Genomic DNA, 21,360 nt, shown 5'->3' with positions numbered 1-21,360 from the left:
ACACTAACAAGCGACCATCAGGTCATCTGAATGATGGTCTGCATGATGGTGCTTTCGGTGGAAATGGTCTTGGCGTTCGCCTGGTAGTTGCTCTGCGCCTTGATCAGGTTGACCAGCTCACCGGTCAGGTCGACGTTGGAGTCTTCCAGCGCACCGCCAGTGATCTGGCCCAGGGTGCCGGTGTCCGGGGCGCCGATCACCGGCACACCCGAAGCGTAGGACTCTTTCCAGTTGGTGCCGCCAATCGGGGTCAGGCCCTGCAGGTTGGCGAAGTTGGCGATGGCCACCTGGCCGATCACCTTGTCCTGGCCGTTGGTGAAGTTGGCGAACATGTTGCCGCTTTGGTCGATGGTCAGGCCCGACAGCTCACCGGTGGCAAAGCCGTCCTGGCTCTTGGCGGTGGTGGCGGATGCGGCGTTGTACTGGGTGGTGCCAAGCATGTCCAGGTTGACCCCGGCGACGTTGGCGGTAGCGCCGTTGGCACCCCATACACCGGCAGCGTTCTTCTGTGCCGGGATCCAGTTGTCGAGGGTGAAGCTTTTGTTGGCCGCGATGGTCATGCCACCCGCTACCGGGCCCGCGGTCATGGCCGCAGTGTCCAGGGTACCGTCAGATTTGAACGGCAGCTTGTTGGCCAGCGGCGTGGTCGAAGTCGGGTCGGCCGGGTTGCGCCCGTCGATGGTGGTGTACATGGTCCAGGAGTTGCTGGTGGCATCCTTGACGAAGTACTGGTTCAGCTGGTGCGCGTTACCTTGGCTGTCGTACACATCGGTATTGAATGTGTAGTTGTAGGTGCCAGTGTTGGCGGGGTCGAACGGCGTCACGGCCGGTGCAGTGGCGCTGGAATTCAGGTTGACGTTCTCGGAGATTTTTCCGGTCGGGTTCGGCGTCAGGTTCGAGGTGTCGATCTGCAGATCAGTCAACACGCCCTGGGTGATCTTGCCGTTGGCATCCACGGCATAACCTTGCAACTTGGAGCCCGACGCGTTGACCACGTAGCCGTCCTTGTCGCTGTAGAACGCACCGGCACGGGTGTAGATCTTCGAGCCGTTGTCGCTCATCACGAAGAAGCCGTTGCCATCGATGGCCATGTCCAGCGCCTGGCCGGTGCCGTTGATGTTGCCAGGGGTGAACAACTGCGACACAGCCGCCGTCTTCACACCCGTGCCGACGGTGTTCTTGCCGGCACTGGTACCGCGAATGGAGTTGGAGTACTGGTCGGCGAACTCGGCGCGCGACGACTTGAAGCCGGTGGTGGCGACGTTGGCAATGTTGTTGCCGGTAACGTTCAGGGCCTTGTTCGCTGCATAGAGGCCGCTAAGGCCGATATTGAAAGACATGTGTAACTCCTGTCGTTTTGCTCAGGCCCTAGATGCCGATGCTTTGGATTTTGGAAAGCGCAACACTGCCCAGCCCAGCCAGGTTGAGTGTCATCTCCGAACCGTTGGTACCCATGGTCACACTGGTCACCGAGGCCGGCAGGTTGGTGGTCATGGCCGTGGCCTTGCCGTCGATCGAAGCGGTAGCCTTGAAGGTGTAGGTACCTGCTGCCGCTACTTCGCCGTCATCGTTCTTGCCATCCCAGGTAAAGTCGATCTTGCCGGCTTTCTGAGTACCCAGGTCGATGGTGCGAACCAGCTTGTCATCCTTGTCGTAGATACCCACCGAGGTGGCGGTACTGGACGAGGTGAGGTTGACCGTGCCTTTCAAATCCTTGCTGGTGTCGACCACCGCCTTGTCGGTCTGGACAATCACATTGCGCCCGACCAGTGACGACGCCTGCAGCGCCTGGGAAGACTGCAGCCCCGCCGCGATATAGGTCACCGAGTCATTGAGCGACTGCATGCTCTCAAGGCTACTGAACTGCGCCAACTGCGCCACGAACTCGCCGTTTTCCTGTGGGTCGAGCGGGTTCTGGTTCTTCATCTGGGTAACCAGCAACTGCAGGAAGGCATCTTTGCCCAGTGCACTGCCGGCAGCGCCGGTGTTGCTGTTGTTCTTTGACGCCTGCTTCTGCAGTGAGGTCAGGTACGCACTGTTGACGTCAGAGGTGGAATTGGTGGTGGTCATGTCGGCTTCCTATCACTGCCCCAGGGTCAGGACTTTCTGCATCATGCTCTTGGCCGTGTTCATCAGCTCGGCGTTGGTCTGGAACGCGCGGCTGGCGGAGATCATGTCAGCCATCTCCTCGACCACATTGACGTTCGGGTAGTAGACGTAGCCATCCTTGTTCGCCGCCGGGTGGTTAGGCTCGTAGCGCGCCTCCAGGGTGCTCTGGTCTTCGACGATGCCTTTTACCTGCACGCCCTGCCCTGCTTCGCCCTGGTCTTCGAACAGCGATTGGCTGCCGCCAGCCTGTGCGTTCTGGAAGGTGGTGGCGAACACCGGGTGGCGAGCGCGATAGGTCTGGTCGATGCTCGAAGACACGGTCTCGGCGTTGGCAATGTTGGACGCGACGGTGTTCAGGCGCGTGTTCTGCGCGCTCATGCCGCTACCGGCAATGTTGAAGACACTGGAAAGGGACATGGTCATTCTCCCCGCAGGGCGGATACCAGCCCTTTGAATTTACTGTTGAGCAAAGTGAAGCTGGCCTGGAAGCCAATGGCGTTTTCGGTGTAGTTCGATTGCTCGATCTGCGCGTCCACGGTGTTCTGGTCGATCGACGGCTGCAGCGGCGTGCGGTACTTGAGGGTTTCATCCGCCATGGCCAGGCCATCAGCCTCGATGTGCCGGCTGTTGGTACGGTCAAGGCTGAAGCGGCCGCCGCTCTGCTGCTTGTCGCTTTCGGCGGCGAGCACCGAGGCGAAGTCCATGTCACGCGCCTTGTAGTTGGGCGTATCGGCGTTGGCGATGTTGTTGGCCAGCACTTCGGCGCGCTGGGCGCGGAAGCCCAGGGCCTTTTCGTGAATACCAAGCGCCTTGTCGAAGCTGATGCTCATGTCGGGGAAACCTTCGAAGGTTGACCGGAATTTCGTTGAGCAAGGTATAGCAAGGGCTGTGCCAACCCTTGAAAAGCCAGAGAATACGGGGCTGCGAGATGAAGTACTGTCAAGGTGATGCCAGAAAAGCGGCAAAGGCCTTCCGCCTAGGGCGGCGAAAGCGGCAATTGCCGGGCGGCAAAAGCGGCAAAACAAAAAATTGACGTCAGTGTTTGGCGATGTAGGTGTGGTGCCTGGGAGATCGAGCGCCACCACACCCCTCAAGACAGACCCTACTTGGCCTGGTAGATGATGCCCGGGCTGCATTGGACCATCTGGTAGTGGTCCGGCAAGCCATTGAGCGCCTCCGAGGCGCCGAGGAACAGGTAGCCACCCGGCTTCAAGGTACTGTGAATGCGCAGCAGGATGTCCCGCTTCACCTGCGCCGAGAAGTAGATCAACACGTTGCGACAGAACACGATGTCGAACTTGCCCAGGCTGGCATAGCTGTCCAGCAGGTTGAACGAGCGGAACTCGACGCGGCTGCGAATCGCCGGCTTGACCGCCCAGCGCCCAGGCCCCTTGGGGTCGAAATAGCGCTGCAGGCGCTCCTGGGACAAGCCGCGGGCAATCGCCAGGCTGTCGTACTCACCCGTCTTGCAATTGTTCAGCATGGTGCCCGACAGGTCGGTGGCAACAATCTGCGCGCCCATCTTCAGCTGGCCGAGGTTGCTGCGCTCGAACTCGTCGATGGCCATGGAGATGGAGTACGGCTCCTGCCCCGACGAACAGGCCGCCGACCACATGCGCAGGCGCTGGCCAGGGTTGTTGCGGATGAACTCGGGGATCACCTTGTTCTTCAGCACTTCGAACGGGTAGGTATCGCGAAACCACAGGGTCTCGTTGGTGGTCATGGCATCGACCACCTGCTCGCGCAAACCGCCGCGCGGCTGGGCCTGGATGCGCTGCACCAGCTCGCCCAGGCTCTTGATGCCCTGTTGTTCCATCAGCTTGTTGAGACGGCTGGAAACCAGGTACTGCTTATTCTCGCCCAGCAGGATGCCACAGGCTTTCTCCAGGAAGACCCGGAACTGTTCGAAATCCAAATTACCCGTAGACACTACTGCCGCCTCTTTTCAATCACTGGTGCCGGGGCATGCCCCGGCTGCTTCAATGCGCTGCCTTGATCCGGTCGACCACCCGCTGGGCCAGGTCGTCCGGCTTGAACTTGGCCAGGAAGTCATCGGCACCGACCTTCTTGACCATTGCCTGGTTGAACACCCCAGAAAGCGAAGTATGCAGGCAGATGTGCAATTTTTGCATACGCGGGTCGCTGCGGATCTCCGCCGTGAGCGTATAGCCGTCCATTTCCGGCATTTCAATGTCCGAGATCATCATCAGGAACTCTTCTTCCGGCTTTTTGCCCTCATCCACCAACTGACGCAGGTAGTTCAGAGCCTGACGGCCATCGTTGAGCGCAACCACTTCGACCCCTACGGTCTGCAGGCAGCGGCTGACCTGCTTGCGCGCCACCGACGAATCGTCGACGGTCAGCACCCGCATCAGCACGGCCTTGTCCTGCACCTCGGCATCGATCACCCCAGCCGATACCGACTCGGACGAAGGCGACACTTCAGCCAGCACCTTTTCCACGTCGATGATCTCGACCATGCGGTTGTCCACCCGGGTGACCGCCGTCAGGTAGTGGTCGCGACCGGTCCCCTTGGGTGGCGGATGAATCTCTTCCCAGTTCATGTTGACGATGCGCTCCACCGAGTGCACCAGGAAGCCCTGGGTCTTGGTGTTGTACTCGGTGATGATCACGAAGCTGTTGCGCGCGTCTTCCTGCAGCGGTCGCAACCCGGTGGCCATCGACAAGTCGAGGATCGGGATGGTTGCCCCACGGATATTGGCAACGCCACGCACCACCGGGTGCGCCTTGGGCAGCAGGGTCAGCGCAGGGCATTGCAGCACTTCCCTGACCTTGAATACGTTGATGCCGTATAGCTGTTCGCCATTGAGGCGGAACAGCAGCAATTCCAGGCGATTCTGCCCCACCAGCTGCGTGCGCTGGTTGACCGAATCCATAACACCCGCCATGCCAGACTCCTTTATCTTTCAGCCTTTCGTTGCAACTCAGGTAGCGAGTCGGCACGGGCTTTGCTTTTTTGAGCGTCATGCACACGAAAACGACATTTTTCCGACGATTGACGCGCCTGCTGACTGGCTCGCTGGCCACCCTGTGTCTGCTGGTGCCCGGCGTTCGCACGGTGGCGGACGCGTTTACCTTGCCTGAACAGCTTATCGGTGTCACCCAAGGGTTTCTTGAATTCACCGTCGAAGACTATCTGGCCACCACCCAGACCGCCGGCCGCTATGAAATCCAGGTCAACCCACTGGACCCGCGCCTGCGCATGCCGCTGTGCAGTCAGCAGCTGGACGTCTCACTGGAAAGCCCGGCTCAGCCGCTTGGCCGCGTGACAGTGCGGGTGCGCTGCGATGGCGCGGCGCCGTGGACGGTGTTCGTCCCCGCCACCGTGCGGCTGTTCCGCGACGTGGTGGTGGTTACCCGCCCGCTCAAGCGCGACAACACGGTGGGCGAAGGTGACGTGGCCCTGCGCGAGCGGGATGTCGGCACCCTGGGCCAGGGCTTTCTGACCGAGCTGGACCAGGCGGTGGGCATGAAAATGCTACGCCCCACGGTGATCGACCAGGTGCTCACCCCGCAACACCTGGAACAGGCCGAGGTGGTACGCAAGGGAGATCAAGTGGTGATCATTGCCCGCAGTGGCAGCCTGAGCGTGCGCATGCCGGGTGAGGCCCTGAGCAAGGGCGGCCTGAGCGAGCAGATACGGGTACGCAACCTCAACTCCAAGCGAGTGGTGAAGGCCAGGGTGACCGGCCCCGGCCAGGTCGAGGTCAGTATGTAGGCCGGCCACCAGATTAGGCTGGCAGTGAGGAACCGCTTTTCCTAAACTGTGTCAGAACACGGGTTCGCGAGCTTGCTGACAGGCGGCGATGCATTTGTGCCTAAAGTTTCTATCGGGTTGGCCGAAAACAAGGCAAGCGTCCAAATACCCAGAGGTTTCTGATCATGGTCATCGACTTCAGTCGTTTGAATAACTCTCCGTCCGTCACGGGCGGCGTGCGCGGCAACACCGCGTCCGGCAGCGCCGAAAAACCGGCAGCCAGTCAGGAAGCGGCAAGCGCCACCAGCACCAGCGGAGAAGCGGTACACCTCAGCCAAGAGGCACAGCAGTTGCAGAAGATCAGCGACAAGCTGCGCGACGAGCCGGTGGTCAACAGCGCCCGTGTGGCCCAGTTGAAACAGGCGATCGCCGACGGCAGCTACCAGGTCGATGCCGGCCGGGTCGCCAGCAAACTGCTCGATTTCGAAGCCCAGCGCTGACCGTACGGCGCGCTGACTTCACGGACGCTAGAAAAGCCAAGAGTTAGCCATGCACGACACCACCTTGCTGCAACTGATCGAAGATGACATTGCCCCGATGCAGGAACTGCTCGACCTTCTGCACAAGGAGGCGATCGCCCTGCATGGCCGCGACATGCCGCTACTGGAGCAAATCCTGGCGCGCAAGCAGTCGTTGATCATCTTGCTCGAGCAGCACGGCCAGCGCCGCAGCCAATTGCTCGGGAGCCTGGGCCTGAGTGCCGATCGCAGCGGTGTGCAGGCGGTAGCCGCGCAGTCGCCGCATGGCGATGTGATGCTGCAGCGCCTCGACATGCTGTCGCAACTGATGGACGACTGCCAACAGGTCAACCAGACCAATGGCCGGATCATCCAGGTGCAGCAACACGTCACCAACAACCAGGTCAGGATCCTCATGGGCGGCGATTCGCCCTCGCTCTACGACAGCCGCGGCAGCACCTCGCCGCTGGCCAAGCCGCGCGCCCTCAGCCAAGTGTGATTTTTCTATCAAGGCACGGAACATACTGGCAAAATGCCGTTACTTGCGTGTGTCGCTTTTGCCTGGAGAACGATAAGCCGTGTTCAATGAATCCGATGCCCCGCAACCACCAAAGGTGCTGAGCACCCCCTTGGAAATTGCGGCCAACTTGCGGCAGTTGCAGGAAAGCCACGACCCTCTGATCATCACCTTCCACGACCGCAGCCAGCGTTTCCAGAGCTACGTGGTACACGTGGACCGAGAAAGCAACACCCTGGCACTGGACGAGATGATCCCCCGTGACGGCGAGAAGTTCATCGAAAACGGCGAGCACTTTCGCGTCGAAGGCTTCCACGATGGCGTGCGCATCGCCTGGGAATGCGACCACGAGCTGAAGATCAGCGAAGTCAACGGCCACCGCTGCTACAGCGGCGCCCTGCCGCAAGAGATGACCTACCACCAGCGCCGCAACGCCTTCCGTGCCGCGCTGAAACTGTCGCAGCTGGTCGATATCATCCTCGATGGTGCCCACCTCAAGGGCAACGGCGCCCTGCGCGGCAAGCTGCTGGATATTTCGGCCACCGGCTGCAAACTGCGCTTCGAAGGCAATGTCGAAGACCGCCTGCAACTGGGCCAGGTGTATGAGCGCTTCAAGGCGGGCAATCCGCTCGGCCTGGTGGACACCATGGTCGAGCTGCGTCACCTGCACTATGAAGAGCGCATCAACACCACTTTTGCCGGCGTGCGTTTCCATAACCTGAGCGGGCAGGCACAGCGCAAGATCGAGAGCTTTGTGTACCAGCTGCAGCGTGAGGCGCGGCGGTTCGACAAAGACGACTATTGATCGTCGGCTGATTGCAAAAACGCCACCTGTCGAGGTGGCGTTTTCATTTGTGGTCCTCCTGTGCCGACCCTTTCGCGGGTTTAGCCGCAAAGGGCCGGCACAAGCTTAAACGGACTTGCTGACCTCCCCTTCCGGCGCAGCCGCTTGTTGCTCGGCGGTCTTCTCTTCCTCCTCGGTATCCTCCGCCGCCACCGGTGCCTGCATCACGTCCTGCACAGTCTGCTCATCCACCCGTGGGTCCAACGCTGCCGACAGCGGTGAGCCGGCCGCCGGCATGGCCACGTGACCCAGCGGTGCGTCCTGCACCTGATGCAGGCCGGTAACCGCTTTCGGTCGGATGCGCCACACCAGCACCAGCGCAAAGAACACGAAGAAGGCATACAGCATCTGCGCGCCCAGCATCTTCATCAGCACACCCGCCGCCAGCGGCCCGATGCACGCGCCCACGCCATAGGTCACCAACAGCATGGCCGTCAGCGACACCCGCCGCTCGCTCTCCACGTGGTCGTTGGAAAACGCCACAGCCAGCGGATACAGGCAGAACTGCAGCAACGAAATCAGGAAGCCGATACCGAACAGCAGCTCCAGCGGCACACTGGGCAGTATCGTCAATGGCGCAGCGGCCAGCGCCAGGCCTATTGCCACGCTACGGATCAGCACTGCCCGGTCGTAACGGTCAGACAACCATCCCAGCGGCCACTGCACCAGCAGGCCGGCAAAAATGCAGCTACCCATGAACAGACCAATCTGCTCGGTCGTCATCCCTTGGCTTGAGGCATACAAAGGCGCCAAGCCGTAGAACGAACCCACGATCAACCCGGAACCGAGCACCGTACTGAGCGACTGCGGCACACGCTTGATGAAGAACTTCGGCTCCATCGGGGCCGGGCGCAAGGGCGCCGGGTGAATGCGCCGGGTCATCGCCACCGGCACCAGGCACAGGGCAAAGCACATCGCTACCAGCATCAGCAGCTCAGGGCCGAGCTGCGGGTGGACCACCAGAATAAGCTGGCCCAGGACCAGGCCCAGGTACGAAGCGATCATGTAGCCGCTGAACACCGCGCCGCGGTGTTTCACATCGGCCTGCTCGTTGAGCCAGCTCTCGATGACCATGTACTGGCACATCATGCCCAAGCCCACGATCATGCGCAGCCCCACCCAGGCCGGCAGCCAGTTGGTCAGGCCATGACCGAGCACTGCGGCGCCGACAATACCGGCGCAGGTGGCATAGGCGCGTATATGCCCTACCCGGCCGATCAGCCGGTGGCCGACTTTGCCGCCAACCGCCAGGCCAAAGTAGTTGGCCGCCATCAACGCACCCACCCACAGGCTGTCGACATGGTCGGCAGCCAGGCGCAGGGCCAGGTAGGTACTGAGCAGGCCCGAGCCGATCAACATCATCAGCGCGGCGAAATACAACGACTGAAACGGCTTCCATACATTTCGCATACGTACCGAGAAGCTCCCTGGTCAGGTGGCGGTAGGTGCTAGCAGCATAAGGGCAAATGCCGGTCAGTGCAGGCCCCCGCCAGCAAAATGCCGCGGCGAGGACGTGTCCGATGCAGGTCGTGTCGCGATCAGGCCTGTGCCGCCAGCACCCGGCGCTCCCACGGGGTGATCTCATCGTAGAAATCGGTCAGTTCCAGGGTCTTGCTGGCGATGTAGCCTTCGATGAACTCGCTGCCGAACAGTTCCCGTGCCAGTGTGCTGCGCTTGAGCCTTTCAAGGGCTGCATGCAGGGTACACGGCAGGCTCAGGTGCTCGGGCACTTCGAACTCGCCCTGGCTGGCGGGCGACGGCTGCAGGCGCTGCTCGATGCCGTGCAGCCCGGCGGCCAGGCTGGCGGCGATGGCCAGGTAGGGGTTGGCGTCGGCACCGGGTAAACGGTTTTCGACCCTTCGCGCTGCCGGCGCACTGGCCGGAATGCGCAAACCGGCGGCACGGTTGTCCTCGGACCAGCAGGCATTGTTCGGCGAGGCATAGGGGTGGCACAGGCGCTGATAGGAATTGACGTTGGGGGCGAACAGCGCGGTGAAATCGGCCATGCACGCCTGCAAACCGCCGATGAAGTGGTAGAAGGTATCGGTCGGCAGGCCCTGCTCGTCGCTGAACACATTACGCCCGCTGCTGGCCTCGACCAGGCTCTGGTGGATATGCATGGAACTGCCAGGCGTACGCGCCAACGGCTTGGCCATGCACACCACGGTCAGCCCATGCTTGAGCGCCACTTCCTTGAGCAGGTGCTTGAACAGGAACGTCTGGTCGGCCAGCAGCAGCGGGTCGCCATGCAGCAAGTTGATCTCGAACTGGCTGACGCCCATTTCGTGCATGAAGGTGTCGCGCGGCAGGCCGAGCGCGGCCATGCACTGGTACACCTCTTTGAAGAACGGGCGCAGGCCGTTGTTGGAGCTGACACTGAACGCTGAATGGCCCAGCTCGCGGCGGCCGTCGGTGCCCAGCGGTGGCTGGAACGGCTGCTGCGGGTCACTGTTGGGGGCAAACACGAAGAACTCAAGCTCGGTCGCCACTACCGGTGCCAGACCCAACGCTGCGTAGCGGGCGATCACGGCCTTCAACTGGCCCCGGGTGGACAGTGCCGAGGGCCGGCCATCCAGTTCATTGGCATCGCAGATGGCCAGGGCGCGACCGTCATCGCTCCAGGGCAAGCGATGAACCTGGCTGGGTTCGGCTACCAACGCCAGGTCGCCGTCGTCACTGCCGTAGAATTTCGCCGGCGGGTAGCCGCCCATGATGCATTGCAGCAGCACCCCACGGGCCATCTGCAGGCGGCGGCCTTCAAGAAAGCCTTCGGCGGTCATCACCTTGCCGCGTGGGACGCCGTTGAGGTCGGGGGTGACGCATTCGATTTCATCGATGCCCTGGAGCTGAGCGATGCTCATGACGCTTGTCCTTGTTGTTGTAGGCTGACAACAACATAGGCTGGGGGTGTTTAAAATATCAAGCAGCCTCTCGAACGCCTGGGGCCTCTTCTATTCGCGCAAGGTCATGCCATTGGCCGGCAACGGCAAGGCCGTCTTGTAGCGCACCTGTTTCAAGGCAAAACTCGAGCGGATATTTGCCACCCCCGGCAACCGGGTCAGGTAGTCGAGAAAGCGCTCCAGCGCCTGGATACTCGGCAACAGCACCCGTAGCAGGTAATCCGGGTCCCCGGTCATCAGGTAGCACTCCATCACCTCGGGCCGTTCGGCAATTTCTTCCTCGAAGCGGTGCAACGACTGCTCTACCTGTTTTTCCAGGCTGACATGGATGAACACATTCACATCCAGCCCCAACGCCTCGGGCGACAACAAGGTCACCTGCTGGCGGATCACCCCCAGTTCTTCCATGGCCCGCACCCGGTTGAAACAGGGCGTGGGCGACAGGTTGACCGAGCGTGCCAGCTCGGCGTTGGTGATGCGGGCGTTTTCCTGCAGGCTGTTGAGAATGCCGATATCGGTACGATCGAGTTTGCGCATGAGACAAAATCACCGGTTTTTTGTGTTTATGCGGAATGTTTATCTGCCCCGCTCGGCAAAGGCAACCAACTTGAGAGAAAAATTCTCCCGCCGGGCCACTAACATGTAGATGACGCTGACCTACCAGTCACAAGCCGGTATTCAGCGGCGGCCGCTTCAGAGCTCACAAAAACAAATACCCGAGCGAGCGTAAAAAGCATGAACGAGTACGCCCCCCTGCGTTTGCATGTGCCCGAGCCCACCGGCCGGCCAGGCTGCCAGACCGATTTTTCCTACCTGCGCCTCAACGATGCAGGTCAAGCCCGTAAACCCCCTGTCGATGTCGACGCTGCCGACACTGCCGACCTGTCCTACAGCCTGGTCCGCGTGCTTGACGAGCACGGCGACGCGCAAGGCCCGTGGGCCGAAGACATCGACCCGCAAATTCTCCGCCAAGGCATGCGCGCCATGCTCAAGACGCGGATCTTCGACAGCCGCATGGTGGTTGCCCAACGGCAGAAGAAGATGTCCTTCTACATGCAGAGCCTGGGCGAAGAAGCCATCGGCAGCGGCCAGGCGTTGGCGCTGAACCGCACCGACATGTGCTTCCCGACCTACCGCCAGCAAAGCATCCTTATGGCCCGTGACGTGTCGCTGGTCGAGATGATCTGCCAACTGCTGTCCAACGAGCGCGACCCGCTCAAGGGCCGACAGCTGCCGATCATGTACTCGGTACGCGAAGCCGGCTTCTTCACCATCAGCGGCAACCTGGCCACTCAGTTCGTGCAGGCGGTCGGCTGGGCCATGGCGTCGGCGATCAAAGGCGATACCAAGATCGCTTCGGCCTGGATCGGCGACGGCGCCACCGCCGAATCGGACTTCCACACTGCCCTCACCTTTGCCCACGTGTACCGCGCCCCGGTGATTCTCAACGTGGTCAACAACCAGTGGGCCATTTCTACCTTCCAGGCCATCGCCGGTGGCGAGTCGACTACCTTTGCCGGCCGTGGCGTGGGTTGTGGTATCGCTTCGCTGCGGGTTGACGGCAACGACTTCGTCGCCGTGTACGCCGCCTCGCGCTGGGCTGCCGAGCGCGCTCGTCGCGGCCTGGGCCCAAGCCTGATCGAGTGGGTCACCTACCGCGCCGGCCCGCACTCGACCTCGGACGATCCGTCCAAGTACCGCCCTGCCGATGACTGGAGCCACTTCCCGCTGGGCGACCCGATCGCCCGCCTGAAGCAGCACCTGATCAAGATCGGCCACTGGTCCGAGGAAGAACACCAGGCCACCACGGCCGAGTTCGAAGCGGCGGTGATTGCCGCGCAGAAAGAAGCCGAGCAGTACGGCACCCTGGCCAACGGTCACATCCCGAGCGCCGCCTCGATGTTCGAGGACGTGTACAAGGAGATGCCCGACCACCTGCGCCGTCAACGCCAGGAACTGGGGGTTTGAGATGAACGACCACAACAACAGCATCAACCCGGAAACCGCCATGGCCACCACTACCATGACCATGATCCAGGCCCTGCGCTCGGCCATGGATGTCATGCTTGAGCGCGACGACAATGTGGTCGTGTACGGCCAGGACGTCGGTTACTTCGGCGGCGTGTTCCGCTGCACCGAAGGCCTGCAGACCAAGTACGGCAAGTCGCGCGTGTTCGACGCGCCAATCTCCGAGAGCGGCATCGTCGGCACCGCCGTTGGCATGGGTGCCTACGGTCTGCGCCCGGTCGTGGAGATCCAGTTCGCCGACTACTTCTACCCCGCCTCCGACCAGATCGTCTCCGAGATGGCGCGCCTGCGCTACCGTTCGGCCGGCGAGTTCATCGCCCCGCTGACCTTGCGCATGCCTTGCGGCGGCGGCATCTATGGTGGCCAGACCCACAGCCAGAGCCCGGAAGCGATGTTCACCCAGGTGTGCGGCCTGCGCACCGTCATGCCGTCCAACCCGTATGACGCCAAAGGCCTGCTGATTGCCTCGATCGAATGCGACGACCCGGTGATTTTCCTGGAGCCCAAGCGCCTGTACAACGGCCCGTTCGACGGCCACCACGACCGCCCGGTAACACCCTGGTCGAAGCACCCGCACAGCGCCGTACCCGACGGCTACTACACCGTGCCGCTGGACAAGGCCGCCATTACCCGCCCTGGCAATGACGTGACCGTGCTCACCTATGGCACCACGGTATACGTGGCCCAGGTGGCCGCCGAAGAAAGCGGCGTCGATGCCGAAGTGATCGACCTGCGCAGCCTGTGGCCGCTGGACCTGGACACCATCGTCGAGTCGGTGAAAAAGACCGGCCGCTGCGTGGTGGTGCACGAAGCGACCCGCACCTGCGGCTTCGGTGCCGAACTGGTGTCGCTGGTGCAGGAGCACTGCTTCCACCACCTGGAGGCGCCGATCGAACGCGTCACAGGTTGGGACACCCCCTACCCTCACGCACAGGAGTGGGCTTACTTCCCAGGGCCTTCGCGGGTAGGTGCGGCATTGAAAAAGGTCATGGAGGTCTGAATGGGCACGCACGTCATCAAGATGCCGGACATTGGCGAAGGCATCGCGCAGGTCGAGTTGGTGGAATGGTTCGTCAAGGTCGGTGACATCATCGCCGAGGACCAGGTGGTGGCCGACGTCATGACCGACAAGGCCACCGTGGAAATTCCTTCGCCGGTCAGTGGCAAGGTGCTGGCCCTGGGTGGCCAGCCCGGTGAAGTGATGGCGGTCGGTAGCGAACTGATCCGCATCGAAGTGGAAGGCAGCGGCAACCATGTGGATACGCCACAGGCCAAGCCGGTAGACACGCCATCGGCCCCAGTGGCCGCCAAACCAGAACCGCAGAAAGAGATGAAACCCGCCGCGTACCAGGCGCCCGCCCAGCACGAAGCCGCACCCATCGTGCCGCGCCAGCCAGGCGATAAACCGCTGGCCTCGCCGGCCGTGCGCAAACGCGCCTTGGATGCCGGTATCGAACTGCGTTACGTGCATGGCAGCGGCCCGGCCGGGCGCATCCTGCACGAAGACCTCGACGCCTTCATGAGCAAGCCACAGCGTGCTGCCGGGCAAGCGCCGAGTGGCTATGCCAAGCGCAGCGACAGCGAGCAGGTGCCGGTGATCGGCCTGCGCCGCAAGATCGCCCAGCGCATGCAGGACGCCAAGCGCCGGGTCGCGCATTTCAGCTATGTGGAAGAAATCGACGTCACCTCCCTGGAAGCCCTGCGCCAGCAACTCAACAGCAAGCATGGCGATAGCCGAGGCAAGCTGACCCTGCTGCCGTTCCTGGTACGCGCCCTGGTCGTGGCACTGCGTGACTTCCCGCAGATCAACGCCACCTACGACGACGAAGCACAGATCATCACCCGCCATGGCGCGGTGCATGTGGGCATCGCCACCCAAGGTGACAACGGCCTGATGGTGCCGGTGCTGCGCCATGCCGAAGCGGGCAGCCTGTGGGCCAATGCTGGCGAGATTTCGCGCCTGGCCAACGCTGCGCGCAACAACAAGGCCAGCCGTGATGAGCTGTCCGGCTCGACCATCACCCTGACCAGCCTCGGCGCCTTGGGCGGTATCGTCAGCACCCCCGTGGTCAACACCCCGGAAGTGGCCATCGTCGGCGTCAACCGCATGGTCGAGCGACCAGTGGTGATCGACGGCCAGATCGTCGTGCGCAAGATGATGAACCTGTCCAGCTCGTTCGATCACCGCGTGGTCGATGGCATGGACGCCGCACTGTTCATCCAGGCCGTGCGTGGCCTGCTCGAACAACCCGCCTGCCTGTTCGTGGAGTGAACATGAACCCGACCCTTCAAACGACCCTGTTGATCATCGGCGGCGGCCCTGGCGGTTATGTAGCGGCTATCCGCGCCGGACAACTGGGCATTCCCACCGTGCTGGTGGAGGGCCAGGCACTGGGCGGCACCTGCCTGAACATTGGCTGCATCCCCTCCAAGGCGCTGATCCACGTGGCCGAGCAGTTCCACCAGGCATCGCGCTTCACCGAGCCATCGCCACTGGGCATCAGCGTGGCTTCACCACGCCTGGACATCGGCCAGAGCGTGGCCTGGAAGGACGGCATCGTCGACCGCCTGACCAGCGGTGTTGCTGCCCTGTTGAAAAAGCACGGGGTGAAAGTGGTGCACGGCTGGGCCAAGGTGCTCGACGGCAAGCAGGTCGAGGTCGATGGCCAGCGCATCCAGTGCGAACACCTGTTGCTGGCCACTGGCTCCAGCAGTGTCGAACTGCCGATGCTGCCGCTGGGTGGCCCGGTGATTTCCTCGACTGAAGCCTTGGCACCGAAAGCCCTGCCGCAACACCTGGTGGTGGTGGGCGGTGGCTATATCGGCCTGGAGCTAGGCATCGCCTACCGCAAGCTGGGCGCGCAGGTAAGCGTGGTGGAAGCGCGTGAGCGCATCCTGCCAACCTACGACAGCGAACTCACCGCCCCGGTGGCCGAGTCGCTGAAGAAGCTGGGCATCGCCCTGCACCTGGGCCACAGCGTCGAAGGCTACGAAAATGGTTGCCTGCTGGCCAACGACGGCAAGGGCGGGCAACTGCGCCTGGAAGCCGACCAGGTGCTGGTAGCCGTGGGCCGTCGGCCCCGTACCCAAGGTTTCAACCTGGAATGCCTGGCGCTGAAAATGAACGGTGCCGCCATCGCCATCGACGAGCGCTGCCAAACCAGCATGCACAACGTCTGGGCGATCGGCGACGTGGCTGGCGAGCCGATGCTTGCGCACCGGGCCATGGCCCAGGGCGAAATGGTCGCCGAAATCATCGCCGGCAAGGCCCGCCGCTTCGAACCGGCTGCGATTGCCGCCGTGTGCTTCACCGACCCGGAAGTGGTGGTGGTCGGTAAAACCCCGGAGCAGGCCAGCCAGCAAGGCCTGGACTGCATCGTCGCGCAGTTCCCGTTCGCCGCCAACGGCCGGGCCATGAGCCTGGAAGCGAAAAGCGGTTTCGTGCGCGTGGTGGCGCGGCGTGACAACCACTTGATCCTGGGCTGGCAGGCGGTTGGCGTGGCGGTTTCCGAATTGTCCACAGCGTTTGCCCAATCACTGGAAATGGGCGCCTGCCTGGAAGATGTAGCGGGCACCATCCATGCCCACCCGACGCTGGGTGAAGCGGTACAGGAAGCCGCCCTGCGCGCCCTGGGCCACGCACTGCATATCTGACACTGAAGCGGCCGAGGCCGAATTGGCCCGCTGCGCCGTGAGGCGCAGCGGGTCCTTTTTATGCCTGAAGCGGCCCAATCACTCGGCAATCGCGTTCTTGCCAGCATCTTTGGCCCGGTAAAGCGCCTTGTCTGCCCGCGCCAGCAGCGCGTGCTGGTCTTCCCCTTCCCGCCATTGCACCACGCCATAGCTCATGGTCAGCCGACAATCGCCCACCGGTTCCAGCTGCTCCATCGCCTGGCGCAAGCGCGCCGCCACCTCCAGCGCCTCCCCGAGCATGGTCTGCGGCAGCACGATGACGAACTCGTCGCCGCCCCAACGCGCCAGCAGGTCCAATTCGCGCAAGCAGGTGTGCAGGTTTTCGGCCACCCGGACCAGCGCCGCATCGCCACGGGCGTGACCGTAGCGGTCGTTGATGGGCTTGAAATCATCCATGTCCATGGCGATCAGCGACAACGGCTGGCGGAAGCGCTGGGCGCGTTCGCACTCCAACTGCAACGCTTTCTCCAGCCGATAGCGGTTGGCGACCCGGGTCAACGCATCACGTTCGGCCAGTTCACGGTTTTCGTCCAGTTGCCGCTGCAACTGATGGTTCACCCAGGACAGCTCACGGGTGCGTTCGGCCACCTGGTATTCCAGCGACTGGTTCTTCTGCTCCAGCTCTGCCACCAGGCGCTTGCCGGCGTCGATGTTGCGGTGTGCACCAAGCATGCGCGCCACCGAGCCGTCTTCGTTATGCGCGATGATATAGCCGCTGTCTTCGATCCAGATGTAGCTGCCATCCTGGCAACGGCAACGGTATTCGATGAGGTAGCGCTCGTTGCGCTGATTGATGTAGGCCTCGAAATGCGCCATTACCCGTGTGTAGTCTTCGGGATGGATCACGCTTTCCCAGGTAAAAACCGAGTTGGCCATGGAGTGGCTGGCATAACCGAGCATGGTGTACCAGCCTGGATTGCGATAAACGTAACCGGTGTTGGCATTCCAGTCCCAGATGCCATCGCTGATCAACTCGAACAAAGTGTGCAACTGCTGTTCACTGAAGCCGGCTGGTGCCGGCCTGGTTTCCTGATTCATGGACGCTCTCCCTGATGCCCAGCAACTGCGCTCCGTTCAAGGGGCTGCCGACAGTGGTGGTAATTGCCGCAGGCGGCAAGATCATGCCTGTGACGGGCAAGCATATGCCCACCGTGCCGCGACCGGAATAGCACCAACGCGCTATTTGCATGGCGGGGATAGGTGGCATGGCAATTGCCCTTCCCTGCTGCCTATGACATTTCCAAGGAGGAATTCATGACTATCGTAATCAACGACCTCGGCTGGCAGGCCGCGCTCCATCAGCAACAGCGCACCGGCATGGACCAGGCCGCGGCCGACGTGCCGCAGTTCCGTCTACCAGTGGTCGCCAACAGCGCCACCGCGCAGCAGAGCCGCCAGGGCAATACCTCGCAGCAGGATGCCGAGGATGCCCGCGAGGAGGCCTTTGCCAAGCTCAAGGTGCAGTTGCAGAACCCTGGCAACGATCCTGGCCAGCCTGCTGAAATGGGTACGCAACAAACCAGCAGCGCCAGGCAGGACTTCCAGGATCTCATGTCCAAATCGCCTGCCGAGATGATCAAGGAAAAGCTGCTGCGCGAATTGGGCTTGACCGAGGACGAGTACAACGCCCTGCCACCTGAGAAGAAGGAACTGGTCGACCAGCAGATTGCCCAGCGCATGAAGGACGATATCGAGGCCAAGGCCCTGGCGAAGACCAATACTCAGTCAACCGGTGAGGACGAGAACGCACTGGCGGCCCGCCAGGTGTAAGCCCTACGGCGGTCGGTATGGCTGGCAGGGCGTTTCGTATAAGATATCCGCACTGCCTGATTGCTGGAATTTCCCGTGCCGCTGCCGTCTTTCAAAGCTACAGACCTGGGTGCAACACCCTCGATGTCGGAAATCATCGCCAAACACCTGCGCGAGGCGATCATCTCGGGCCAGCTGGCCGAAGGCGAACCCGTGCGCCAGGACGAAGTGGCGCAGGCGTTCAACGTCAGCAAGATCCCGGTGCGCGAGGCCCTGAAGCGCCTTGAGGCTGAAGGCCTGGTGGATTTCCACCGCAACCGTGGTGCATTGGTCACCCGCATCTCGGAACCTGAACTGGCGCAGATGTTCGAGGTACGGGTGTTGCTGGAGGTGAAGGCCATTCGCCTGGCGATCCCCAACATGACCGAACAGCATTTCGCTCGCGCCGAAGCCATTTGCGCGGAGTTCATCGGTGAAGATGACGTTGGCCGCTGGGCCGACCTCAACTGGGCGCTGCACGCTTGCCTGTACGAACCCGCAAGGCGGCCCTATCTGGTGGGCCTGATACGCTCGATCCATGACAAGGTGGAACGCTACCTGCGCATGCAGATGAGCCTGTCGGCGGGCAAGCTGCGCGCCGATCATGAGCACCGCGACATCGTTGCCGCCTGCCGGGCGCGCGATGTAGAGCTGGCGGCGCAACTGATCGAAGAACACATCAACGGGGTGTGCCAGAGCCTGTACGAGCACCTGCCCCACAACTGACTCAACAACCTGCTGCCGCTCGATTCTAAATCTCCCTTCTGGCTTTGTTTTTGCTTATCTAGATATCGTATACGAAATACCATATAAGGAATCAGCGGCATCGATTTGCCAGTGCCGCGCTGCCTACTCCTTCTTCCAATAATTACGTATCGGAGTGCAAAACCATGGCCACACCCTCTTCGGCGGCATCGGTGAATGTCGCAAAAACAGCAGACCAGGCCCCAGCGGGCATCAAGCGTGTGGTAGCTGCGGCCATGGCCGGCGCAGTCGCCGAGTGGTACGAATTTTTCCTTTACGGCACCGCCTCGGCACTGGTCTTCGGCCAGCTGTTCTTCCGCCAGACCGGCAGCGCCATGGATGGGATCATCGCCGCCTTTGCCCTCTATGCCGTAGGTTTCCTCGCCCGCCCCATCGGTGGCCTGGTGTTTGGCCATTACGGTGACAAGGTTGGCCGCAAGCATTTACTGCAAATCAGCCTGATCGTGGTCGGGATAACCACCTTCCTGATGGGCTGCCTGCCCACCTTCGAACGCATCGGCTATGCCGCCCCCATCCTGTTGGTGGTGCTGCGGCTGATCCAGGGCTTTGCCTTTGGCGGCGAATGGGGCGGCGCGGTGCTGCTGGTGTCCGAACACAGCCCGGACAACCGCCGCGGCTTCTGGGCCAGTTGGCCACAAGCGGGGGTGCCGGCCGGCAACCTGATCGCCACCATCATCCTGCTGCTGTTGTCATCCAACCTGAGCGAAGCGCAGTTCCTTGACTGGGGTTGGCGGGTGGCCTTCTGGTTCTCGGCGGTGGTGGTGCTGATCGGCTACTGGATCCGCACCCGGGTCGACGATGCACCGATCTTCAAGGAAGCCCAGGCCAAGCAGCAGAAGCTGGAAAGCCAGCAACTGGGCGTGGTGGAAGTGGTTACCAAGTACTGGCGCGAAGTGCTGATCGGCATTGGCGCGCGCTTTGCGGAAAACATCCTTTACTACACCGTCGTCACCTTCTCCATCACCTACCTGAAACTGGTGGTGCACAAGGACACCTCGCAAATCCTGCTACTGATGTTCGGCGCCCACCTGCTGCACTTCTTCATGATCCCGGCGATGGGTTACCTCTCGGACATCATTGGCCGCAAGCCGGTGTACCTGATCGGTGCCGTACTCACTGCGTTCTGGGGTTTCGTCGGCTTCCCGATGATGGACACCGGCAATGACTGGCTGATCATGGCGGCGATCACCCTTGGCCTGGCCATCGAGTCGATGACCTATGCGCCCTATTCCGCGCTGATGGCCGAACTGTTCCCCACCCACGTGCGCTACACCGCTCTTTCCCTGTGCTACCAGGTCGCGCCAATCCTGGCTGGCTCGCTGGCGCCACTGATCGCCGTGACCTTGCTGAAGGAATACAACAGCTCAACGCCCATCGCCTGGTACCTGGTGGCTGCGGCAGCCATCTCGATCGTGGCCGTAGCGGCAGCCAAGGAGACCCGCGGCAAGTCGCTGCGTGCTGTTGACGAAGAATCCGTGGCCCGCAACGCCAGCCGCTGAACAACCCATAAAAATACACACCTTGAGGTAACGACCATGAGCAATATCTTCACCGGCACCATGCCCGCCCTGATGACCCCGTGCACCGCCGAGCGCAAGCCGGACTTCGACGCCCTGGTGCGCAAAGGCCGCGAACTCATCGAAGCCGGCATGAGCGCCGTGGTGTACTGCGGTTCGATGGGTGACTGGCCACTGTTGACCGAGGCCGAGCGCCAGGAAGGCGTGGCGCGCCTGGTGGCCGCCGGCATCCCGACCATTGTCGGCACCGGCGCGGTGAACACCCGTGAAGCGGTGTCTCATGCCGCCCACGCAGCCAGCGTCGGCGCCGCCGGCCTGATGGTCATCCCCCGCGTGCTCAGCCGCGGCGCTTCGTTGATCGCCCAGAAGCACCACTTCTCGGCCATTCTCGCCGCCGCACCAAAGCTGCCAGCGGTGATCTACAACAGCCCGTACTACGGCTTCGCCACCCGCGCCGACCTGTTCTTCGAGCTGCGCCGCGAGTTCCCCAACCTGATCGGTTTCAAGGAATTCGGCGGTGGCGCCGACCTGCGCTATGCCGCCGAACACATCACCTCCAAGGACGACGATGTGACCTTGATGGTCGGCGTGGATACCCAAGTGGTGCACGGCTTCGTCAACTGCAACGCCACCGGCGCCATCACCGGCATCGGCAACGCCCTGCCGCGTGAAGTGCTGCAGCTGGTGAGCCTGAGCAAGCAGGCGGCCAAGGGCGACGCCCGTGCCCGCCGCCTGGCGCGCGAGCTGGAGGCGGCACTGGCCGTGCTGTCGTCGTTCGATGAAGGTTGCGACCTGGTGCTGTACTACAAGCACCTGATGGTGCTGAACGGCGACACCGAGTACAGCCTGCACTTCAACCAGACCGACGTGCTGACCGATGCCCAGCGCAACTATGCCGAGCAGCAATACGCGCTGTTCCGTAGCTGGTACGCCAGCTGGTCGGCCGAGCAGAACCTGGCCTGA

22 protein-coding genes are annotated in these 21,360 nt (G+C 62.2%); 12 read left to right on the top strand and 10 right to left on the bottom strand.

The features are described from left to right. Positions 1 to 17: 17 nt before the first annotated feature. From flgE to DM807_RS06330, 6 genes are all read right to left on the bottom strand, one after another. Entirely contained in the window at positions 18 to 1,340 is a 1,323-nt protein-coding gene (flgE, locus tag DM807_RS06355) for a flagellar hook protein FlgE (protein WP_012273528.1), read from the bottom strand. Positions 1,341 to 1,368: 28 nt separating this feature from the next. After that, positions 1,369 to 2,070 carry a flagellar hook assembly protein FlgD gene (gene flgD, locus DM807_RS06350; protein WP_012273529.1) on the bottom strand — a complete coding sequence of 234 codons (702 nt, stop codon included), beginning with the start codon at positions 2,068 to 2,070 and terminating at the stop codon, positions 1,369 to 1,371. A gap of 12 nt (positions 2,071 to 2,082) precedes the next feature. Continuing rightward, on the bottom strand, positions 2,083 to 2,526 hold the full coding sequence (flgC, locus tag DM807_RS06345) for a flagellar basal body rod protein FlgC (protein WP_012273530.1): 444 nt from the start codon (positions 2,524 to 2,526) through the stop codon (positions 2,083 to 2,085). 2 nt (positions 2,527 to 2,528) lie between these two features. Beyond that, positions 2,529 to 2,939 carry a flagellar basal body rod protein FlgB gene (gene flgB, locus DM807_RS06340; protein WP_012273531.1) on the bottom strand — a complete coding sequence of 137 codons (411 nt, stop codon included), beginning with the start codon at positions 2,937 to 2,939 and terminating at the stop codon, positions 2,529 to 2,531. Positions 2,940 to 3,211: 272 nt separating this feature from the next. Further along, positions 3,212 to 4,039 carry a protein-glutamate O-methyltransferase CheR gene (cheR, locus tag DM807_RS06335; RefSeq protein ID WP_012273532.1) on the bottom strand — a complete coding sequence of 276 codons (828 nt, stop codon included), beginning with the start codon at positions 4,037 to 4,039 and terminating at the stop codon, positions 3,212 to 3,214. A 49-nt stretch (positions 4,040 to 4,088) separates the two neighbouring features. Further along, the gene (locus DM807_RS06330) at positions 4,089 to 5,018 is read right to left on the bottom strand and encodes a chemotaxis protein CheV (protein ID WP_069942256.1); all 930 of its coding nucleotides are present in this window, start codon (positions 5,016 to 5,018) and stop codon (positions 4,089 to 4,091) included. Between the two features lie 77 nt (positions 5,019 to 5,095). Between DM807_RS06330 and flgA the strand changes: the two genes are divergently transcribed. The 4 genes from flgA to DM807_RS06310 all read left to right on the top strand — a co-directional run bounded on the left by flgA (position 5,096) and on the right by DM807_RS06310 (position 7,667). Beyond that, the gene (flgA, locus tag DM807_RS06325; protein WP_179027169.1) at positions 5,096 to 5,848 is read left to right on the top strand and encodes a flagellar basal body P-ring formation chaperone FlgA; all 753 of its coding nucleotides are present in this window, start codon (positions 5,096 to 5,098) and stop codon (positions 5,846 to 5,848) included. Positions 5,849 to 6,012: 164 nt separating this feature from the next. Next, positions 6,013 to 6,327 carry a flagellar biosynthesis anti-sigma factor FlgM gene (flgM, locus tag DM807_RS06320; RefSeq protein ID WP_012273535.1) on the top strand — a complete coding sequence of 105 codons (315 nt, stop codon included), beginning with the start codon at positions 6,013 to 6,015 and terminating at the stop codon, positions 6,325 to 6,327. Between the two features lie 49 nt (positions 6,328 to 6,376). Next, entirely contained in the window at positions 6,377 to 6,844 is a 468-nt protein-coding gene (locus DM807_RS06315; protein ID WP_012273536.1) for a flagella synthesis protein FlgN, read from the top strand. A 79-nt stretch (positions 6,845 to 6,923) separates the two neighbouring features. Next, complete coding sequence (locus DM807_RS06310) at positions 6,924 to 7,667, top strand: flagellar brake protein (RefSeq protein ID WP_012273537.1); 744 nt, start codon at positions 6,924 to 6,926, stop codon at positions 7,665 to 7,667. A gap of 105 nt (positions 7,668 to 7,772) precedes the next feature. Here the strand turns inward: DM807_RS06310 and DM807_RS06305 are convergent, their stop codons facing one another. The 3 genes from DM807_RS06305 to bkdR form a co-directional block, all read right to left on the bottom strand. Beyond that, entirely contained in the window at positions 7,773 to 9,116 is a 1,344-nt protein-coding gene (locus DM807_RS06305) for an MFS transporter (protein ID WP_179027168.1), read from the bottom strand. 128 nt (positions 9,117 to 9,244) lie between these two features. Next, positions 9,245 to 10,486 carry a glutamine synthetase family protein gene (locus DM807_RS06300; RefSeq protein ID WP_179027193.1) on the bottom strand — a complete coding sequence of 414 codons (1,242 nt, stop codon included), beginning with the start codon at positions 10,484 to 10,486 and terminating at the stop codon, positions 9,245 to 9,247. A gap of 171 nt (positions 10,487 to 10,657) precedes the next feature. Beyond that, positions 10,658 to 11,143, bottom strand: a complete 486-nt coding sequence (gene bkdR / locus DM807_RS06295) for a Bkd operon transcriptional regulator BkdR (protein ID WP_012273540.1) — start codon at positions 11,141 to 11,143, stop codon at positions 10,658 to 10,660. A gap of 198 nt (positions 11,144 to 11,341) precedes the next feature. Here bkdR and DM807_RS06290 point away from each other — a divergent pair, with 198 nt between their 5' ends. The 4 genes from DM807_RS06290 to lpdA are packed head-to-tail and all read left to right on the top strand — an operon-like array spanning position 11,342 to position 16,288. Then, positions 11,342 to 12,574, top strand: coding sequence for a 3-methyl-2-oxobutanoate dehydrogenase (2-methylpropanoyl-transferring) subunit alpha (locus tag DM807_RS06290; protein WP_012273541.1), 1,233 nt, complete (start codon positions 11,342 to 11,344; stop codon positions 12,572 to 12,574). Position 12,575: 1 nt separating this feature from the next. Beyond that, positions 12,576 to 13,634 carry an alpha-ketoacid dehydrogenase subunit beta gene (locus DM807_RS06285; protein WP_012273542.1) on the top strand — a complete coding sequence of 353 codons (1,059 nt, stop codon included), beginning with the start codon at positions 12,576 to 12,578 and terminating at the stop codon, positions 13,632 to 13,634. After that, positions 13,635 to 14,906 carry a dihydrolipoamide acetyltransferase family protein gene (locus tag DM807_RS06280; protein WP_179027167.1) on the top strand — a complete coding sequence of 424 codons (1,272 nt, stop codon included), beginning with the start codon at positions 13,635 to 13,637 and terminating at the stop codon, positions 14,904 to 14,906. A 2-nt stretch (positions 14,907 to 14,908) separates the two neighbouring features. Further along, positions 14,909 to 16,288, top strand: coding sequence for a dihydrolipoyl dehydrogenase (gene lpdA, locus DM807_RS06275; RefSeq protein ID WP_012273544.1), 1,380 nt, complete (start codon positions 14,909 to 14,911; stop codon positions 16,286 to 16,288). A gap of 78 nt (positions 16,289 to 16,366) precedes the next feature. Here lpdA and DM807_RS06270 read toward each other — a convergent pair whose 3' ends face one another. After that, on the bottom strand, positions 16,367 to 17,365 hold the full coding sequence (locus DM807_RS06270) for a diguanylate cyclase (protein WP_012273545.1): 999 nt from the start codon (positions 17,363 to 17,365) through the stop codon (positions 16,367 to 16,369). A gap of 216 nt (positions 17,366 to 17,581) precedes the next feature. Here DM807_RS06270 and DM807_RS06265 point away from each other — a divergent pair, with 216 nt between their 5' ends. The 4 genes from DM807_RS06265 (at position 17,582) to DM807_RS06250 (ending at position 21,360) form a co-directional block, all read left to right on the top strand. Then, positions 17,582 to 18,097 (top strand): hypothetical protein, encoded by a 516-nt coding sequence (locus DM807_RS06265; protein ID WP_060514517.1) that lies wholly within the window; start codon positions 17,582 to 17,584, stop codon positions 18,095 to 18,097. A 123-nt stretch (positions 18,098 to 18,220) separates the two neighbouring features. Then, a complete protein-coding gene (locus tag DM807_RS06260) occupies positions 18,221 to 18,841 on the top strand; it encodes a GntR family transcriptional regulator (RefSeq protein WP_012273547.1) in 621 nt (206 codons plus the stop codon). A gap of 164 nt (positions 18,842 to 19,005) precedes the next feature. Continuing rightward, entirely contained in the window at positions 19,006 to 20,379 is a 1,374-nt protein-coding gene (gene abaF, locus DM807_RS06255) for a fosfomycin efflux MFS transporter AbaF (RefSeq protein WP_012273548.1), read from the top strand. A gap of 36 nt (positions 20,380 to 20,415) precedes the next feature. After that, positions 20,416 to 21,360, top strand: coding sequence for a dihydrodipicolinate synthase family protein (locus DM807_RS06250; protein ID WP_012273549.1), 945 nt, complete (start codon positions 20,416 to 20,418; stop codon positions 21,358 to 21,360).

The sequence above is a fragment of the Pseudomonas hunanensis genome, assembly GCF_013393325.1.
Classification (GTDB): domain Bacteria; phylum Pseudomonadota; class Gammaproteobacteria; order Pseudomonadales; family Pseudomonadaceae; genus Aquipseudomonas; species Aquipseudomonas putida_P.
This window is presented reverse-complemented; position numbering and strand designations above follow the sequence as displayed.

Coding starts and splice junctions, on each gene's coding strand:
- flgE (WP_012273528.1), bottom strand. CDS start 1,340: ATGTCTTTCAATATCGGCCTTAGCGGCCTCTATGCAGCGAACAAGGCC.
- flgD (WP_012273529.1), bottom strand. CDS start 2,070: ATGACCACCACCAATTCCACCTCTGACGTCAACAGTGCGTACCTGACC.
- flgC (WP_012273530.1), bottom strand. CDS start 2,526: ATGTCCCTTTCCAGTGTCTTCAACATTGCCGGTAGCGGCATGAGCGCG.
- flgB (WP_012273531.1), bottom strand. CDS start 2,939: ATGAGCATCAGCTTCGACAAGGCGCTTGGTATTCACGAAAAGGCCCTG.
- DM807_RS06330 (WP_069942256.1), bottom strand. CDS start 5,018: ATGGCGGGTGTTATGGATTCGGTCAACCAGCGCACGCAGCTGGTGGGG.
- flgA (WP_179027169.1), top strand. CDS start 5,096: ATGCACACGAAAACGACATTTTTCCGACGATTGACGCGCCTGCTGACT.
- flgM (WP_012273535.1), top strand. CDS start 6,013: ATGGTCATCGACTTCAGTCGTTTGAATAACTCTCCGTCCGTCACGGGC.
- DM807_RS06315 (WP_012273536.1), top strand. CDS start 6,377: ATGCACGACACCACCTTGCTGCAACTGATCGAAGATGACATTGCCCCG.
- DM807_RS06305 (WP_179027168.1), bottom strand. CDS start 9,116: ATGCGAAATGTATGGAAGCCGTTTCAGTCGTTGTATTTCGCCGCGCTG.
- DM807_RS06300 (WP_179027193.1), bottom strand. CDS start 10,486: ATGACCGCCGAAGGCTTTCTTGAAGGCCGCCGCCTGCAGATGGCCCGT.
- bkdR (WP_012273540.1), bottom strand. CDS start 11,143: ATGCGCAAACTCGATCGTACCGATATCGGCATTCTCAACAGCCTGCAG.
- DM807_RS06290 (WP_012273541.1), top strand. CDS start 11,342: ATGAACGAGTACGCCCCCCTGCGTTTGCATGTGCCCGAGCCCACCGGC.
- DM807_RS06285 (WP_012273542.1), top strand. CDS start 12,576: ATGAACGACCACAACAACAGCATCAACCCGGAAACCGCCATGGCCACC.
- DM807_RS06280 (WP_179027167.1), top strand. CDS start 13,635: ATGGGCACGCACGTCATCAAGATGCCGGACATTGGCGAAGGCATCGCG.
- lpdA (WP_012273544.1), top strand. CDS start 14,909: ATGAACCCGACCCTTCAAACGACCCTGTTGATCATCGGCGGCGGCCCT.
- DM807_RS06270 (WP_012273545.1), bottom strand. CDS start 17,365: ATGAATCAGGAAACCAGGCCGGCACCAGCCGGCTTCAGTGAACAGCAG.
- DM807_RS06265 (WP_060514517.1), top strand. CDS start 17,582: ATGACTATCGTAATCAACGACCTCGGCTGGCAGGCCGCGCTCCATCAG.
- DM807_RS06260 (WP_012273547.1), top strand. CDS start 18,221: ATGTCGGAAATCATCGCCAAACACCTGCGCGAGGCGATCATCTCGGGC.
- abaF (WP_012273548.1), top strand. CDS start 19,006: ATGGCCACACCCTCTTCGGCGGCATCGGTGAATGTCGCAAAAACAGCA.
- DM807_RS06250 (WP_012273549.1), top strand. CDS start 20,416: ATGAGCAATATCTTCACCGGCACCATGCCCGCCCTGATGACCCCGTGC.